10 protein-coding genes and 1 pseudogene are annotated in these 14,818 nt (G+C 69.5%); 5 read left to right on the forward strand and 6 right to left on the reverse strand.

Annotation, left to right across the window (positions count from 1 at the left end; translation table 11 throughout):
- Window positions 1-465: 465 nt before the first annotated feature.
- Window positions 466-2,727 (forward strand): formate C-acetyltransferase, encoded by a 2,262-nt coding sequence (gene pflB / locus STRIP9103_RS04790; protein ID WP_048819703.1) that lies wholly within the window; start codon window positions 466-468, stop codon window positions 2,725-2,727.
- A complete protein-coding gene (gene pflA, locus STRIP9103_RS04795; RefSeq protein WP_009299274.1) occupies window positions 2,724-3,470 on the forward strand; it encodes a pyruvate formate-lyase-activating protein in 747 nt (248 codons plus the stop codon). Before pflB ends, pflA begins: the two co-directional genes overlap by 4 nt.
- Window positions 3,471-3,486: 16 nt before the next feature.
- Here the strand turns inward: pflA and STRIP9103_RS04800 are convergent, their stop codons facing one another.
- The 4 genes and pseudogenes from STRIP9103_RS04800 to STRIP9103_RS04815 form a co-directional block, all read right to left on the reverse strand.
- Entirely contained in the window at window positions 3,487-4,365 is an 879-nt protein-coding gene (locus tag STRIP9103_RS04800) for a potassium channel family protein (RefSeq protein ID WP_048819704.1), read from the reverse strand.
- Between the two features lie 378 nt (window positions 4,366-4,743).
- Window positions 4,744-7,416 (reverse strand): bifunctional acetaldehyde-CoA/alcohol dehydrogenase, encoded by a 2,673-nt coding sequence (gene adhE / locus STRIP9103_RS04805; RefSeq protein ID WP_009299295.1) that lies wholly within the window; start codon window positions 7,414-7,416, stop codon window positions 4,744-4,746.
- Between the two features lie 475 nt (window positions 7,417-7,891).
- Window positions 7,892-10,576 carry a pyruvate, phosphate dikinase gene (gene ppdK, locus STRIP9103_RS04810; RefSeq protein WP_009299315.1) on the reverse strand — a complete coding sequence of 895 codons (2,685 nt, stop codon included), beginning with the start codon at window positions 10,574-10,576 and terminating at the stop codon, window positions 7,892-7,894.
- A gap of 111 nt (window positions 10,577-10,687) precedes the next feature.
- A pseudogene (locus STRIP9103_RS04815) lies at window positions 10,688-11,026 on the reverse strand (zinc-binding dehydrogenase); the annotation flags it as partial.
- 564 nt (window positions 11,027-11,590) lie between these two features.
- Here STRIP9103_RS04815 and STRIP9103_RS51230 point away from each other — a divergent pair.
- The 3 genes from STRIP9103_RS51230 (at window position 11,591) to STRIP9103_RS04825 (ending at window position 13,734) form a co-directional block, all read left to right on the forward strand.
- Window positions 11,591-11,971 (forward strand): DUF6153 family protein, encoded by a 381-nt coding sequence (locus STRIP9103_RS51230; RefSeq protein ID WP_078613799.1) that lies wholly within the window; start codon window positions 11,591-11,593, stop codon window positions 11,969-11,971.
- Between the two features lie 120 nt (window positions 11,972-12,091).
- Window positions 12,092-12,727, forward strand: coding sequence for a DUF305 domain-containing protein (locus tag STRIP9103_RS04820; RefSeq protein ID WP_009299317.1), 636 nt, complete (start codon window positions 12,092-12,094; stop codon window positions 12,725-12,727).
- 125 nt (window positions 12,728-12,852) lie between these two features.
- A complete protein-coding gene (locus STRIP9103_RS04825; protein ID WP_009299291.1) occupies window positions 12,853-13,734 on the forward strand; it encodes a F510_1955 family glycosylhydrolase in 882 nt (293 codons plus the stop codon).
- Window positions 13,735-13,800: 66 nt separating this feature from the next.
- Here STRIP9103_RS04825 and STRIP9103_RS04830 read toward each other — a convergent pair whose 3' ends face one another.
- Window positions 13,801-14,175 carry a hypothetical protein gene (locus STRIP9103_RS04830; protein ID WP_009299296.1) on the reverse strand — a complete coding sequence of 125 codons (375 nt, stop codon included), beginning with the start codon at window positions 14,173-14,175 and terminating at the stop codon, window positions 13,801-13,803.
- 25 nt (window positions 14,176-14,200) lie between these two features.
- Window positions 14,201-14,713 (reverse strand): hypothetical protein, encoded by a 513-nt coding sequence (locus STRIP9103_RS04835; protein ID WP_009299306.1) that lies wholly within the window; start codon window positions 14,711-14,713, stop codon window positions 14,201-14,203.
- Window positions 14,714-14,818: the final 105 nt, after the last annotated feature.

Here is a 14,818-nt window from a genome sequence, read left to right on the forward strand (position 1 = left end):
CGAGCGGCCGACATTCCCCTCCGAAGTACCGCATGGTGAGATGTCCCGCTCACCTCTTGATCACCTCGGTTTTCTCCGGACGTCCGCCGTTTTTCACCCGGCTTCTCGCCCGGACCTCCGGCCGCTCCGGGAACGTCTCTGCCCACCTCCCCGCCGAACAGTCGGCGAGGACGCGGAAAAGTGCCCCGAGTCACATCGATGCACCCCACACCGATGAATGCTCAACTTTCAAGCACTAAGGTCGTGCCGTGCGCGTACTTCTGGTGGAAGACGACGAGCCGGTCGCCGAGTCCCTGTGCCCCGGTTGCTCGTCCCCGTCGGCTCGGCCTGACCGGGCCCAACGGCCCCGCTGCGAGGGACGGATGGCGTGCTCCGGGTACGCCGACAGGCCCTCCCCGCAGGCATCGAGGGCGACGAGCATCGACAGTGCAGACATTCACGTGCACGACGAGGGAGAGACCGGCGATGACGGTAACGGTGACAGCTGGACCCCGGGCGACAACCGAGGCATGGCGAGGCTTCGCCGGTACGCACTGGCGGAACCAGGTCGATGTGCGCGACTTCATCCAGGCCAACTACACGCCCTACGAAGGCGGCGCCTCTTTCCTGGCCCGCCCGACCGAGCGCACCCGCACGGTCTGGGACAAGGTCAGCGCATTGTTCCCCGAGGAGCGCCGCAGGGGAATCCTGGATGTGGACGCCGCCACCCCGTCGACGATCACCTCGCACGCGCCCGGCTATATCGACCCGGACCGTGAGCTGATCGTCGGCCTGCAGACCGACGCGCCGCTGAAGCGCGCGATCATGCCCAACGGCGGTCTGCGGATGGTGGACAACGGCCTGAAGGCATACGGCTACGAACCCGACCCCTTCGTCACCAAGGTCTTCGGCAGCTACCGCAAGACCCACAACGACGGCGTCTTCGACGCCTACACCCCCGAGATGCGCGCCGCCCGCAAGGCCGGCATCATCACCGGCCTGCCGGACGCCTACGGCCGTGGCCGGATCATCGGCGACTACCGTCGGGTCGCCCTGTACGGCACGACCCGGCTGATCGAGGCCAAGCGCGCCGAGCGGGCCCGGCTGGACGCACAGCCCTCCAGCCCGGACGTCATCCGCGACCGCGAGGAGCTGGCCGAGCAGATCAAGGCACTGGGTGAGCTGGCGCGGATGGCGGCCACGTACGGCTGCGACGTCACCCAGCCGGCCACGACCGCGCACGAGGCCGTCCAGTGGCTCTACCTCGGCTTCCTGGCCGCGGTGAAGGAGCAGAACGGCGCCGCGATGTCACTGGGCCGCACCTCCACCTTCCTCGACGTCTACCTCCAGCGCGACCTGGACGAGGGGACCATCGACGAGGTCCGTGCCCAGGAGCTGATCGATGACTTCGTGATCAAGCTGCGGATCGTACGGTTCCTGCGCACTCCCGAGTACGACGCCCTGTTCTCCGGCGACCCGACCTGGGTGACGGAGTCCATCGGCGGCATCGGCACCGACGGTCGCCCGCTGGTCACCCGCACCTCGTTCCGCTTCCTGCAGACCCTCTACAACCTCGGCCCCGCCCCCGAGCCCAACCTGACCGTCCTGTGGTCGCCGCGGCTGCCCGAGGGCTTCAAGCGGTTCTGCGCCCAGGTCTCCATCGACACCAGCGCCATCCAGTACGAGTCGGACGACCTGATGCGTCCGCGTACCGGCGACGACACGGCGATCGCCTGCTGCGTGTCCGCGATGGCGGTGGGCAAGCAGATGCAGTTCTTCGGCGCACGGGTGAACCTGGCCAAGGCGCTGCTGTACGCGGTCAACGGCGGCCGGGACGAGATGACCGGCGAGCAGATCGCGCCCGAGGCGCCCGCGCTGACCCGCGAGTACCTGGACTACGAGCAGCTGCGGGCGGCGTACGACCACATGCTCGACTGGCTCGCGGCCACGTACGTCAACACGCTCAACGTCATCCACTACATGCACGACAAGTACGCCTACGAGCGCATCGAGATGGCTCTGCACGACCACCCGGTGCACCGCTTCATGGCGTGCGGCATCGCCGGCCTGTCGGTCGCCGTGGACAGCCTGTCCGCCGTCAAGTACGCGCGCGTGAAGGTCTTCCGGGACGCCACCGGACTCGCGGTCGACTTCCGGACCGAGGGGGATTTCCCGGCGTACGGCAACAACGACGACCGCGCCGACGCAATCGCCGTCGACCTGGTGGAGTCGTTCATGGCCAAGGTGCGCAAGCACCCCACCTACCGGGACGCCGAACACACCCAGTCGGTGCTGACCATCACCTCCAACGTCGTCTACGGAAAGCACACCGGCAACACCCCCGACGGCCGGCGCGCGGGCGCCCCGTTCGCGCCCGGGGCCAACCCGATGAACGGCCGCGACCGGCACGGCGTGGCTGCCTCGGCCCTCTCGGTGGCCAAGCTCCCCTACGAGCAGGCTCGGGACGGCATCTCGCTGACCACGACGATCACTCCCGAGGGACTGGGGCACGACCTGTCCGAGCGCGCGGGCCATCTGGTTGGCATCCTGGACGCGTACACGGCCTCCGGTGGATTCCATATGAACGTGAACGTCCTGGACCGCGCGACGCTCGAGGACGCCATGAACCACCCGGAGCGGTACCCGGAACTGACGGTCCGGGTCTCCGGGTACGCGGTCAACTTCGTCCGCCTGACCCGCGAGCAGCAGCTCGACGTGATCAGCCGTACCTTCCACGGAGCGCTGTGAGTACCTCGGTCGAGCCGGTGACGGGCCGAATCCACTCCTGGGACCTGTCCACGGGAGTGGACGGTCCCGGGACCCGGTTCGTGCTGTTCCTCAGCGGCTGCCCGCTGCGCTGCCTGTACTGCGCCAACCCGGACACCTGGCACATGCGCGACGGGAAACAGGCCACCGTCGACGAGGTGATGGCCGAGATCGAGAAGTACCGGCCCTTCATCACGACCGCCGGCGGGGGAGTGACCCTCACCGGCGGTGAGGCCCTGCTGCAGCCCGCGTTCACGGCCGAGATCTTCCGCCGCTGCAAGGAACTCGGTCTGCACACCGCCCTGGACACCTCCGGCTTCCTCGGCGCCCGCGCGACCGACACGCTGCTCGCCGACACCGACCTGGTCCTGCTCGACATCAAGTCCTTCGACGTCCGCACCTACCGCAGGCTGACCGGCGGCGACCTCGCGCCGACCCTCAACTTTGCCACCCGCCTGGACCGGCTCGGCGTCCCGGTGTGGATCCGCTACGTCCTCGTCCCCGGTTGGACCGACGACCCGGCGGCCGTTGACGGGCTCGGCGCGTTCCTCGCCGGGCTGGGCAACGTCGACCGGGTGGACGTCCTGCCGTTCCACAAGCTCGGCGCCCACAAGTACGAGGCGCTGGGCATCCCCTTCCCGCTGCGCGACACACCCGCACCGGATCCGGAGCTGACCGAGCGGGTCCGCGAGCAGTTCCGGGAGCACGGCCTGCGGGCGCTGTGAACTGACTGCACCTTGCTCAGTGGTGCGCGTGGCTGCGGCCGTGGTCGGCGGCGTACGCGGCGAAGACCAGCGCCGGCGTTCCGCCCGTATGGAGGAAGCGCTGGTCGAGGATGGTGGCGAGGTCTTTCAGCGCCCCGGCGAGCACGTCGCCGGCCAGTCGCACCTCCGGCCGCCGCGCCGCCTGTCCGCGCTGGGCAAGGGCGGCGGCGTAGCCGACCATGGCCGCCAGTGACGAGTGGTCCTCTCCGTCATGGAAGTAGTACGCCTCGGCGTACTGGGTGAAGTCGATGCGGACGCGTACGACCTCCGTGGCCAGGCTGTCCAGCAGCAGCGCCCCTGCGGTGCAGTCGATCTGCTGCGTCGTCGGGTCGCAGTCGCGCAGCAGCGCCAGCCGGATGGCGAGGACCCTTCTGCGGGTCAGCGCTGGGTAGATCTCCAGCACCCAGGAGACCGTGGCCGTCAGCAGGGCGAAGCCGACAAGGGCTTCAAGCGGTGAGGCCAGGCGGAGCCAGCCCTCGCCGGGTGCGATGTCTCCCAGGCCCAGGGTGGCCACCGTGACGAGCGAGAGGTACACGGAGTCGAGCAACGCTGGCTCCTGCGCCGCTTTGGAACCGGGGGAGAAGGCGAACGCCCCGGGCATGTGGGGCCAGTAGATGACGGCCCAGCCGAGGACGACGGTGCCGGCCCACATGCCCACGACCGTAACCATGGCGAGCGGCCCGACGAGCCCGACCACCCGCCTGCGGGCGCGGAAGCGCCGGGCCAGCCGCCACAACGCTGTCATGACGAGGCGACTCAGGCCGCCGTGGCGGGTGGGGTGCCAGAGAGTGTGGAACAGGTCCCGCAGCGTGATCATCACGAGCCCGGCACCGAGCAACGAGACCAACCACTTCATGTACGTCTCCCATGGCCCTGTCGGCTGAATCGGAGGAGCCCTCCTCGGAGCTCAGATCCCAAACTGACGGATCATGCGGCAGACGCGGGGCCCGGCACGCCCATCCGCGCCGATCGACCGGCCATCCGCGCCGATCAGCTCGCTTGCAGCACGAGCGCGCAGGTCTCCCCGACAGTCGACGCCAGGCGGTCATGGCGCCCGGCCGTACAGGTTCCCGGTCCTGCCGATGTGCAGACCGAAGAGCCGAACTCCGAGGTCCTCGCCCCCGTCCTCGGCGCCCCCGACAAACCCCGCCACCGCCCCGCGTACAACGGTTGGAAATCATCAACCGCATACGTGAGCGGCGCGCCCAGTTCCTCGGGCATGCCGGACAGGAGCCTATTCGCCACGCGCGTTGGCCGGGCCGTAGTAGGCCGCTCGCATGATCTCCTCCATGTCGTCGAGCATCGGCATCCGCGGGTTGGTGGGCGCGCACTGGTCCTCGTAGGCGTTCAGGGCCTGCTGGGGCAGCGCGTCGAGGAAGCTGCGCTCGTCGGCACCGAGGGCCTGGAAGGACGGCTCGATGCCCACGGCCTCGCGCAGGCGCTCCACGGCGGCGGCGAGGGACTCCACGCCCTCGGTCGCGGTGGTGGCGGGCAGGCCGAGGGCGCGGGCGATGTCCTGGAAGCGTTCGGGGGCGCGGTAGTGCTCGTACTTGGGCCAGCCCGTGAGCTTGGTCGGAACCGTGCCGTTGTAGCGGATGACGTGGGGGAGCAGGACGGCGTTGGTGCGGCCGTGGGCGATGTGGAAGGTGGCGCCGAGGGTGTGGGACATGGCGTGAACGATGCCGAGGAAGGCGTTGCCGAAGGCCATGCCGGCGATGGTGCCAGCGTTGTGCATCTTCTCCTGTGCGTCCGGGCGGGCCGCGCGGTCGTCCACCGCCGCTTCGATGTTGTCGAAGATCAGGCGGATCGCGTGCAGGGCCAGGCCGTCGGTGAAGTCGTTGGCGTAGACGGACACGTACGCCTCGATGGCGTGGGTGAGGGCGTCGAAGCCGCTGTCGGCCGCCAGCGCCGGGGGCAGCTCGGCGGTGAGCAGCGGGTCGACGATGGCCACGCTGGGGGTGAGCACGTAGTCGGCCAGCGGGTACTTCTTGCCCGTCGCGGGGTCGGAGATGACGGCGAAGGGGGTGACCTCGGCGCCGGTGCCGGAGGTGGTGGGTACGCATACCAGGCGGGCGAGCTTGCCGAGGACGGGGAAGCGGAAGGCGCGCTTGCGGATGTCGGAGAACTTGTGCCGCATGTCGGCGAAGTCGACGTCCTTGCCGTCGGCCTGCTGCTCGTACAGCAGCCACATCACCTTGGCCGCGTCCATGGGCAAGCCGCCGCCGAGCGCGATGATCGTGTCCGGGCGGAAGTCGCCCATGAGGCGGGCGCCGCGGCGCACGGAGTCGATGCTCGGCTCGGGCTCGACGTTGTCGATGATCTGGACGGTCACCGGCTCGCGGCGAAGCTGCAGTACGCGGGTGATGCGGTCGACGAAGCCGAGGCGGGTCATGGTCGCGTCGGTGACGATCGTGACGCGGTGGACGTCCGGCATGTCGGCGAGGTAGCGGATGGCCTGCGGCTCGAAGTAGATCTTCGGCGGGACCTTGAACCACTGGAGGTTGTTGCGGCGGGTGGAGACCCGCTTGACGTTCAGGAGCTGGGGAGCGGAGACGTTGTTGGACACCGAGGTGCTGCCCCAGGAGCCGCATCCCAGGGTCAGGGAGGGCAGCAGGTTGTTGTAGATGCCGCCGATGGCGCCCTGTGAGGAGGGCGAGTTGACGATGACCCGGACGGTCTTCATGCGCCGGCCGTACGCTTCGGCGAGTTCGCGGTCCTCGGTGTGGATGACGGAGCTGTGGCCCTGTCCGTGGAAGGCGACCATGTCGGCGGCGAGGTCGAAGCCCTGCCGGTCGGAGCCGGCGCGCAGCACGGCGAGCACCGGGCAGAGCTTCTCGCGGGTCAGCGGCTCGTCCGGGCCGACCCGTTCCGCCTCGACCAAGATCAGCGAGGTGTCCGCGGGAACGGTGAATCCGGCCTGTTCGGCGATCCACTGAGGGCTCTGGCCGACCGCCGCCGCGTTCACCTTGGGCTCGCAGCCGCTGTTCGAGGCGGCGGCGGGGAAGAGGAAGTGCTCCAGCTTCGCCTTCTCCTCGGCGGTGGCCAGGTGGGCGTGCAGGGTGCGGAATTCGGCCAGGGCGGCGTCGTAGATCTCCTCGTCGAGGATGACGGCCTGTTCGGAGGCGCAGATCATGCCGTTGTCGAAGGACTTGGAGAGCCCCAGGTCGTTGACGGCGCGGCGCAGCTTCGCGCTCTTGTGCACGTAGGCGGGGACGTTGCCGGCGCCCACGCCGAGGGCGGGCTTTCCGGCCGAGTAGGCAGCCTTGACCATGGCGTTGCCGCCGGTGGCGAGGATGAGGGAGACACCAGGGTGGTGCATGAGTGTCCTGGTCGCCTCGACGGACGGGGTCTCGATCCACTGGATGCAGTGCGCGGGCGCGCCCGCGGCGACTGCGGCGTCGCGCACGATCCGGGCCGCCTGGGCGCTGCACCGCTGGGCGGAGGGGTGGAAGGCGAACACGACCGGGTTGCGGGTCTTCAGCGCCATCAGCGCCTTGAAGATCGTCGTGGACGTCGGGTTGGTCACGGGCGTGATCGCGCACACCACGCCGACCGGTTCCGCGATCTCGACGATGTCCTCGATGTCGTCACGGGCGATCACGCCGACGGTCTTCATATGGCCCATGCTGTGCGTGACGTGCTCGCACGCGAACATGTTCTTGGCGGCCTTGTCCTCGAAGACGCCGCGCCCGGTCTCCTCCACCGCGAGCCGTGCGAGCGCGGTGTGCTGGTCCAGGGCGGCGACCGACGCCTTGTTGACGAGGTGGTCGACCTGCTCCTGGTCGAGTTCCTCGTAATCGGCCAGTGCCTTGAGCCCGTTCGTGACCAGCCGGTCGACGGCGACGGCGATGTCCGACGGCGCCTCGGCAGGGGCAGCGTTCGCGGTTCGGTCGTCGTGGCGGGTCATGTGGGTGCCTCCGTGGTCGAGAGGTGAAGCCGCACGGTCTGCGGCCCGTACAGGAGCGGCGCCGAGCGGATGGGCGTGGCTCCACCAGCAGCCTCTCGCCGGCACCGCTTCGCTGTGCAGGTCCCCCGGGTCCCGGGTGGGCGTCTGACCGGCCCTGATTGCCGGGGCCGGGTGGCCCACGGCCGGTGAGCCGCCACGAGGATCACCGCACGGCTGCGGGCACTCGGATGGCCGGCCGGTCTCGAGTTTCTGCACTGGCGGATCTCCTCGTCCGTCCGCAGGAAGACTCACAGCAGGTCCCGTCGGGTGGCGATGCCGATGAAGCGGCGGCCGAGTGTCTCGAGGCCGGTGGACCGAGTGCCCCGGATCGCCATGCGTACCGACGTGTGCAGCGCTCGGCCGCGGCGAGCGCTGTTCGCTCTCACCGCGGCAGTCGAGAAGTGGCCGGCTCCTCCTGAGGAAGCCGGGCCACCCGTCACCTGCTGTCGCTGTCCTCCGTCTCGGGCAGGGCGGCACGTCCGGCCTCCAGGCGTGCGATCGGGATGCGGAACGGTGAGCAGGAGACGTAGTCGAGCCCGGCGGCGTGGAAGAAGTGCACCGACGCCGGGTCTCCGCCGTGCTCGCCGCAGACACCGATCTTCAGGTCGGGCCGTGCGGCTCGGCCCTCGGCTACCGCGATCTCGACCAGGCGCCCCACGCCGTCGCGGTCGATCGTCTCGAACGGGGACACTTTGAAGATGCCCTTGTCGAGGTAGGCGGAGAAGAACGCCGCCTCCACGTCGTCGCGGGAGAAGCCCCACGTGGTCTGGGCCAGGTCGTTGGTGCCGAAGGAGAAGAACTCCGCCTCTTCAGCGATGCGGCCCGCGGTGAGGGCTGCCCGGGGCAGCTCGATCATGGTGCCGACGGGGCACTCGACCGGGACGCCCGACGCCTTGGAGACCTCGGCCAGGACCTGCTCGACTTCCTCACGGACGAGCCGCAGTTCCTCGACCGTGTCGATCAGCGGGACCATGATCTCGGCTCGCGGGTCGCCGCCGGCCCGCTCGCGCTCCACGACCGCCTCGGCGATCGCCCGCACCTGCATGGCCACCAGGCCCGGCGCCACCAGCCCCAGGCGCACCCCGCGCAGGCCGAGCATCGGGTTCTCCTCGTGCATGCGGTTGACGGCGTCCAGCAGTTCGGCGTCGTGCGCGCTGGGCGAGCTGCCGTGGGCCTCGGCAGCCGCGAGACGCACCGCGAGTTCGGTGCGGTCCGGGAGGAACTCGTGCAGAGGCGGGTCGAGGAGCCGGATGGTGACCGGCAGCCCGTCCATCGCTTCCAGGATGCCGACGAAGTCCTGCCGTTGCAGCGGCAGCAGCGCGGCCAGCGCCCGTTCGCGCTCGCCGTCGGTACGGGCCAGGATCATCGCCTCGACCAGCTGCCGACGGTCGCCGAGGAACATGTGCTCCGTGCGGCACAGACCGATGCCCTCGGCGCCGAACCGGCGTGCCCGGGCGGCGTCCTCGGGAGTGTCCGCGTTGGCCCGCACGCCCAACTTCCGCACCCCGTCCGCCTGCTCCATGGTCCGGGCTACGGCGTCGACCAGGCCCATAGACCGTTCGCCGGTCTCGAAGTAGCGCATCACCGAGGAGTCGACCAGCGGCGCGGCGCCGAGGTACACGGCGCCTTCGGAGCCGTCGACGGAGAGGACGGTGCCTTCTTCCACGGTGGTGCCGTTGGCCGTGAACTTCCGCGCCTGCGTGTCCACGGCGAGTTCCTCGGCGCCGCAGACGCACACCTTGCCCATGCCGCGGGCGACCACGGCCGCGTGGCTGGTCTTTCCGCCACGGCTGGTCAGCACGGCCTGGGCGGCGACCATGCCGGGCAGGTCGTCGGGAGTGGTCTCCTGCCGTACGAGGACCACCTTCTCGCCCGCCGCGGCGCGACGCACCGCCTCGGCCGAGTCGAACACCGCGGCCCCGACGGCGGCACTCGGCGAGGCAGGGATGCCGTGCGCGAGCGCCGAGCCGACCGCGTCGGTGTCGAAGCGCGGGAACATCAGCCGGGCCAGGCCGTCCCCGCCAACCCGGGCCAGAGCCTCGTCCGGGGTGATGAGTTCCTCGTCCACCAGCTCGGCGGCGATGGCGAACGCGGCCTCCGCGGTGCGCTTGCCCACCCGCGTCTGCAGCATCCACAGCCGACCGCGCTCGATCGTGAACTCGATGTCGCACAGGTCGCGGTAATGGGCCTCCAACAGCCCCATGTGGTCCCGCAGTTGGACGTACGCCTCGGGGTTGAGGCGCTTGAGCTGATCCAGCCCGACCGTGTTGCGGATGCCGGCGACGACGTCCTCGCCCTGCGCGTTGGGCAGATAGTCGCCGTACAGACCGCGGTGGCCGGTGGCCGGGTCGCGGGTGAAGGCGACGCCGCTGCCGGAGTCGGTGCCGAGGTTGCCGAAGACCATCATCTGAACGTTGACGGCGGTGCCCAGGGCGTCGGGGATGTTTTCGCGGCGGCGGTAGATGCGGGCGCGCTCGCCGTTCCAGGACTCGAAGACGGCCAGGATTGCCCGGCGCAGCTGCTCGGCCGGGTTCTGCGGGAAGTGCTCGCCGGTCTCCTGACGGATCAGGTCCTTGTAGACCTCGACGAGAGCGGCCAGGTCGGCCGCGTCCAGGCCCAGGTCGTCGGCGGCGCCCCGCGACTCCTTCAGCGCGGTCATGGCGTCCTCGAACCGCTCGCCGGCGACGCCCATGACGGTGCTGCCGAACATCTGCACGAGGCGGCGGTAGGAGTCCCAGGCGAAGCGTTCGTTTCCGGAGGACTTCGCCAGGCCGAGGACGGTCTCGTCGTTGAGGCCGATGTCGAGGATCGTGTCCATCATGCCGGGCATGGAGAAGCGGGCCCCGGAGCGGACGGACAGCAGCAGCGGGTCGTCCGGCTGCCCCAGCCGCCGCCCGGCCGCCCGCTCCAGGTCGGTCAGCCGGTCGGAGACCTCGCGAGCCAGTCCGTCCGGCTCGTGCCCGGTGGCGAGGAAAGCCCGGCATGCTTCGGTGGTGATCGTGAACCCCGGCGGCACCGGCAGACCCATCCGGGTCATCTCGGCCAGGTTGGCGCCCTTGCCGCCGAGCAGGCCGGCCATGTCACGGCCGCCCTCGGTGAACGCGTACACGTAACGGACCATGACGTGCTGTTCCTTCCTGTCTTCGCAAGGGGCAGGTGCGGGCGGGCCTGGCCACTGGCCGAGCCGCACCCCCAGTGGTGCACGAGGCGCAGCAGCCAGGCGGCTACCGAGTCACATCTCGAAGACGATGCGCGCCTTGATCTGACCGTTCAGGACTTCTGCGATGGACTCGTTGACCGTCTCCAGGGGCCGGGTCTCGTAGATCACCTTGGTGCGTCCGGCGGCGTGCAGCTGGAAGACCTCGTCCAGGTCCTGGCGGGTGCCGACGATGGAGCCGATGACGGAGGTGCCGTTCAGGACGGTGTCGAAGATCGGCACCTGGATGGTGCCGCCGGCGGGCAGGGCCACCATGACCAGCTTGCCCCCGCGCCGCAGACCGCCGTACACGGAGGCGAACGCCTGCTCATTGACGGCCAGCGCAATCGCGGCGTGAGCGCCGCTGTGCCGCTTGTCCAGGACCAGCCCGCCGGACAGCTCCCCTAGATCGGTGCCGGCGGGGTACACGGCGAGCTGTGGGTTGCCGTGGCCTCGTACGTGCAGGTCTCAGGAGCGGACGGCGGCGGCGAGCTGTTCGGCGAGGAGGGTGCCGTTCGGGCCGTAGGCGTGGGCGATGAACTCCGACCGCCGCTCCTCGGAGGTGTCCGCGTCGTTGACGAGGACGTGGGGGAGGTAGGTCAGGGAGCCGTCTCACGGTGGCCGCGTCAGCGCTGCGGGGGACCGCAGCGATTCCGGTGTCCTTGGCACGGCCGCGGGCGAGGCGGCAGAAGCCGGGCAGCCACGTTGCCCGCGACGGTCACCCCGGCAGGCAGCTCGTGCCGCGTTGCGCCCGTTCTCATCATCCCGTTCAAGGGCGTGGGCAGCGGCGGAAGTGATTGGTGAAAATCCGGCACTCGAGGTAAACGCTGGTTACCGATGATGCGGCGGCAAAGCGCCGCCTGTCTGCGAAGGACGATGGGCTTCCGTAACATGAACGCTGTGACAGCCCGTGCACAGCTTCACCGAGCGTCATCGCCCATGAGGTGGTGGCCGACGCTGCTGGTGCTCGGGGTGCTCGCCGGGGTGCTCGGCATGCATGGCCTCGCACCGGGCGGGGCCGCCCTTACAGGCCATCACTCCTCACATCACTCCTCTTCTGCCGCCCATCTGGACATGGCGGCCTTGAGCGCCGAGTCCGTCTGCCATAGCAACGGTGACGGCAGTGGGCACGCACAGCATGCCGACCCGACATGCGCTTCTGGTGCCGTCGGCGCGGGCCCCACTCTCCCTGTGCTTGCGCCCGACCCCGTCGGTCGGGAGGCAGGGGCTTCGGTCGGCAGCCACCAGTCCCCGGCTGCCAAGCCGGACGGCGGGCGCGCGCCTCCTTCGCTTGCCGAGCTGCAACTCCTGCGGATCTAGGACAAGGCCGAGCCGTACTCCACCGCTGCCGCGTGCACTGCGGGCTGCGGACTTACGGCAACTCAGCCATGTCCCGCGCGCTTCGGCGCGCTCTCCCCCGCACACCGCAGGAGTTCCCGCATGACCAGTACCCGTTCCCTCGTCCGTCGTACCGCGCTGACCGCGACGGCCGTCACCGCCGCCCTCGTCCTCGCCGCCTGTGGCAGCGACAACGGCGACAACTCCGGCTCGACGGTGAAGGAGTCGCCCACGGCGAGCGCCGAGGCCACCACCGCCGCCCACAACGACCAGGACGTCTCCTTCGCCCAGGGCATGATCCCGCACCACCAGCAGGCCATCCAGATGTCGAAGATGGCCGTCACTCAGGCGTCCTCCGCCGAGGTCAAGGACCTGGCCTCACGCATCGAGAAGGCCCAGGACCCGGAGATCAAGACGATGTCCGGCTGGCTCAAGGCGTGGGGCGAGGACGTGCCCTCCTCCATGCCGGGCATGGACCACGGCGGTCACTCCGGCAGCTCCGACATGCCCGGGATGATGGACACCGAGGACATGGACAAGCTGATGAAGGCGTCCGGAAAGGACTTCGACACGATGTTCCTGACCATGATGGTCGAGCACCACGAGGGCGCCGTGGAAATGGCCACCACGGAGAAGGAGAAGGGCCGGTACGGGCCGGCCAAGAAGATGGCCGACGACATCATCACCGCGCAGAACGCCGAGATCGAGGAGATGAACAAGCTCCTCGGCAAGAACTGACGAGACCCGCATCGGGGGCTCGGGCCTGCGTCCGTGCAGCCCGGCCCCCGTGCGCGCACGTCCCGCGCCGATCCCTGACGCCCTGCTCGCCACTCCTTCTCGCGCCTCACCGAGAGATCCTCAGCATGAAGATGCGTTCCCGCGCGGCCACCGCCATCACCGCGGCCGTCCTCGCGGCCGTACTGGCCGCATGCTCCGCCAGCTCCGACACCTCGTCCGACACGGAGTCCGCCAACGGCTCCGGCAGCCTTGCCGTCAGCCACGTCCACGGCCTGGGCATCGACCCGGCCGACGGACGCCTGTACGTCGCCACCCACGAAGGCATCATCGCTGTGGCCGACAACGGCGTCGCCGAGCGGGTCGGTGACACGGCCGACTACATGGGCTTCACCATCGTCGGCCCGAAGACCTTCCTCGGCAGCGGCCATCCGGCCGAAGGCAGCCGCGGCCACAGCAACCGCGGCCTGATCCAGTCCACCGACTCCGGCAAAACCTGGAAGACCCTGTCCCTGGGCGGCACCACCGACTTCCACTCCCTGGAGTACGCGCACGACACCGTCTACGGTTACGACAGCACCCGCGGCCTGCTGCTCGTCAGCACCAACCTCACCACCTGGGACACCCGCGCCCCACTCGCCGCCCTGGACCTCGCCGTCAGCCCGAAGGACCCGGACGTCGTGCTGGCCACCACGGAGGACGGCGTCGCCACGAGCACCAGTGGCGGCCGGACGTTCGACGCCGGTTCCGGGCAGGTCCTGGCCTTCCTGTCCTGGCCCGCGGCCGACACCCTGTACGGCGTCGACCTCGCCGGCGGCCTGCACCGCAGCGCCGACAACGGCGCCACCTGGCAGAAGACGGGCACCGTTCCGGGCGGGCGGCCCCAGGCCCTGACCGCCATCGACGCCAAGCGCGTCCTGGCCGCGACACAGGACGGCGTGTACGAATCCCGCGATGGCGGCAAGACGTTCAGCCAACGCCTGCCGATGTCCACCACGGGAGGGCAATGAACGCCTCTCGGCATGCGGCATCGAGGTCTGTTCCAAACCGAGGCCGCTGAGGAACGAGCACAGGGCCTATGCGAAGAGCTGGAAGAACGGAGGGAACGTTCCGAGAACCCCGAGGGCGATAAGCACGAGGCTGATGAGGAGGGCACGCACGGTTTCGAACGGCTTGTTGCGCAGCACGACATGCAGGACGGCCCAGGCCAGCAGCCACACGACCACGGCCAGGATGGTCTTGCCGGACAGCGGACCGACCGAGTCGCTCCACTCCAGGCCGTCCCGCACCGTCGTACTGGCCTCGGCGAGCGTGGTGAGAAGTCCCAGCGCGGTGGCTCCGACACCCGCGGCGATGATCGCCGCCGAGATCGGCCCCTCCACCTTCTCGCTGAGGGGAAAGTCCTCTTCCCGTCCGCCTCCGGACGGCGTTGCCGCGTTCTTGGCCTCCATGCCGCAGCCTCCTTTCAGAGCCTGGTCACTTGACGGGTTCCACCTTGGTGATGAAAGCGCCGAATGCCCCGGCCACCGCCGCGAAGACGAAGGCGAGAACGAACAGGGTGATGGTGGTGCGGCGGACGCGGTTGTGCCGGATCAGGCCGGGGCCGTAGTACCAGACGATGAAGACGACGGCGGTCGCCAGGATCGGACTGAGCCAGGCGATGTGCTCTTTCCACTCCATGCCGAACTCGTGCCAGTCCGCCGTGTCCGGGTCGGCGAGCAGCTGTGACCTGGGGCTGTCCGGGGTCATCTCCCGGTACCAGGGATAGACGACCCAGGTGCCGGTGATCACGGTCGCCCATGCCGCCACCGCCATGGCGGTGACACCGATCCGGACCCGCCGCATCCGCTCCACCACTCCCACGCGCGTCATCAGGGCGGGCTTGAGGCTGTACAGCTCGGCTAGACCACCGGCGAAGGCGAGCAGGAAGGCGGCGCCGAGGACCATGCCGTGGATGAGGGTCCACCACTCGCGCTCAGTGAAGTTCACAGCCCATCTCCTGTTCGCCCTCGGAGCCGACGCTGCCGTCGGTGTGCCTCTCCGTTTGACGCCGGCAGAAAAATGCCAATTTGATCTGGTAAGGGATCGGTGATG

It is taken from the genome of Streptomyces ipomoeae 91-03 (genome assembly GCF_000317595.1).
Taxonomy (GTDB): domain Bacteria; phylum Actinomycetota; class Actinomycetes; order Streptomycetales; family Streptomycetaceae; genus Streptomyces; species Streptomyces ipomoeae.

Coding starts and splice junctions, on each gene's coding strand:
- pflB (WP_048819703.1), top strand. CDS start 466: ATGACGGTAACGGTGACAGCTGGACCCCGGGCGACAACCGAGGCATGG.
- STRIP9103_RS04800 (WP_048819704.1), bottom strand. CDS start 4,365: ATGAAGTGGTTGGTCTCGTTGCTCGGTGCCGGGCTCGTGATGATCACG.
- adhE (WP_009299295.1), bottom strand. CDS start 7,416: ATGACCCGCCACGACGACCGAACCGCGAACGCTGCCCCTGCCGAGGCG.
- ppdK (WP_009299315.1), bottom strand. CDS start 10,576: ATGGTCCGTTACGTGTACGCGTTCACCGAGGGCGGCCGTGACATGGCC.
- STRIP9103_RS51230 (WP_078613799.1), top strand. CDS start 11,591: ATGAGGTGGTGGCCGACGCTGCTGGTGCTCGGGGTGCTCGCCGGGGTG.
- STRIP9103_RS04820 (WP_009299317.1), top strand. CDS start 12,092: ATGACCAGTACCCGTTCCCTCGTCCGTCGTACCGCGCTGACCGCGACG.
- STRIP9103_RS04825 (WP_009299291.1), top strand. CDS start 12,853: ATGAAGATGCGTTCCCGCGCGGCCACCGCCATCACCGCGGCCGTCCTC.
- STRIP9103_RS04830 (WP_009299296.1), bottom strand. CDS start 14,175: ATGGAGGCCAAGAACGCGGCAACGCCGTCCGGAGGCGGACGGGAAGAG.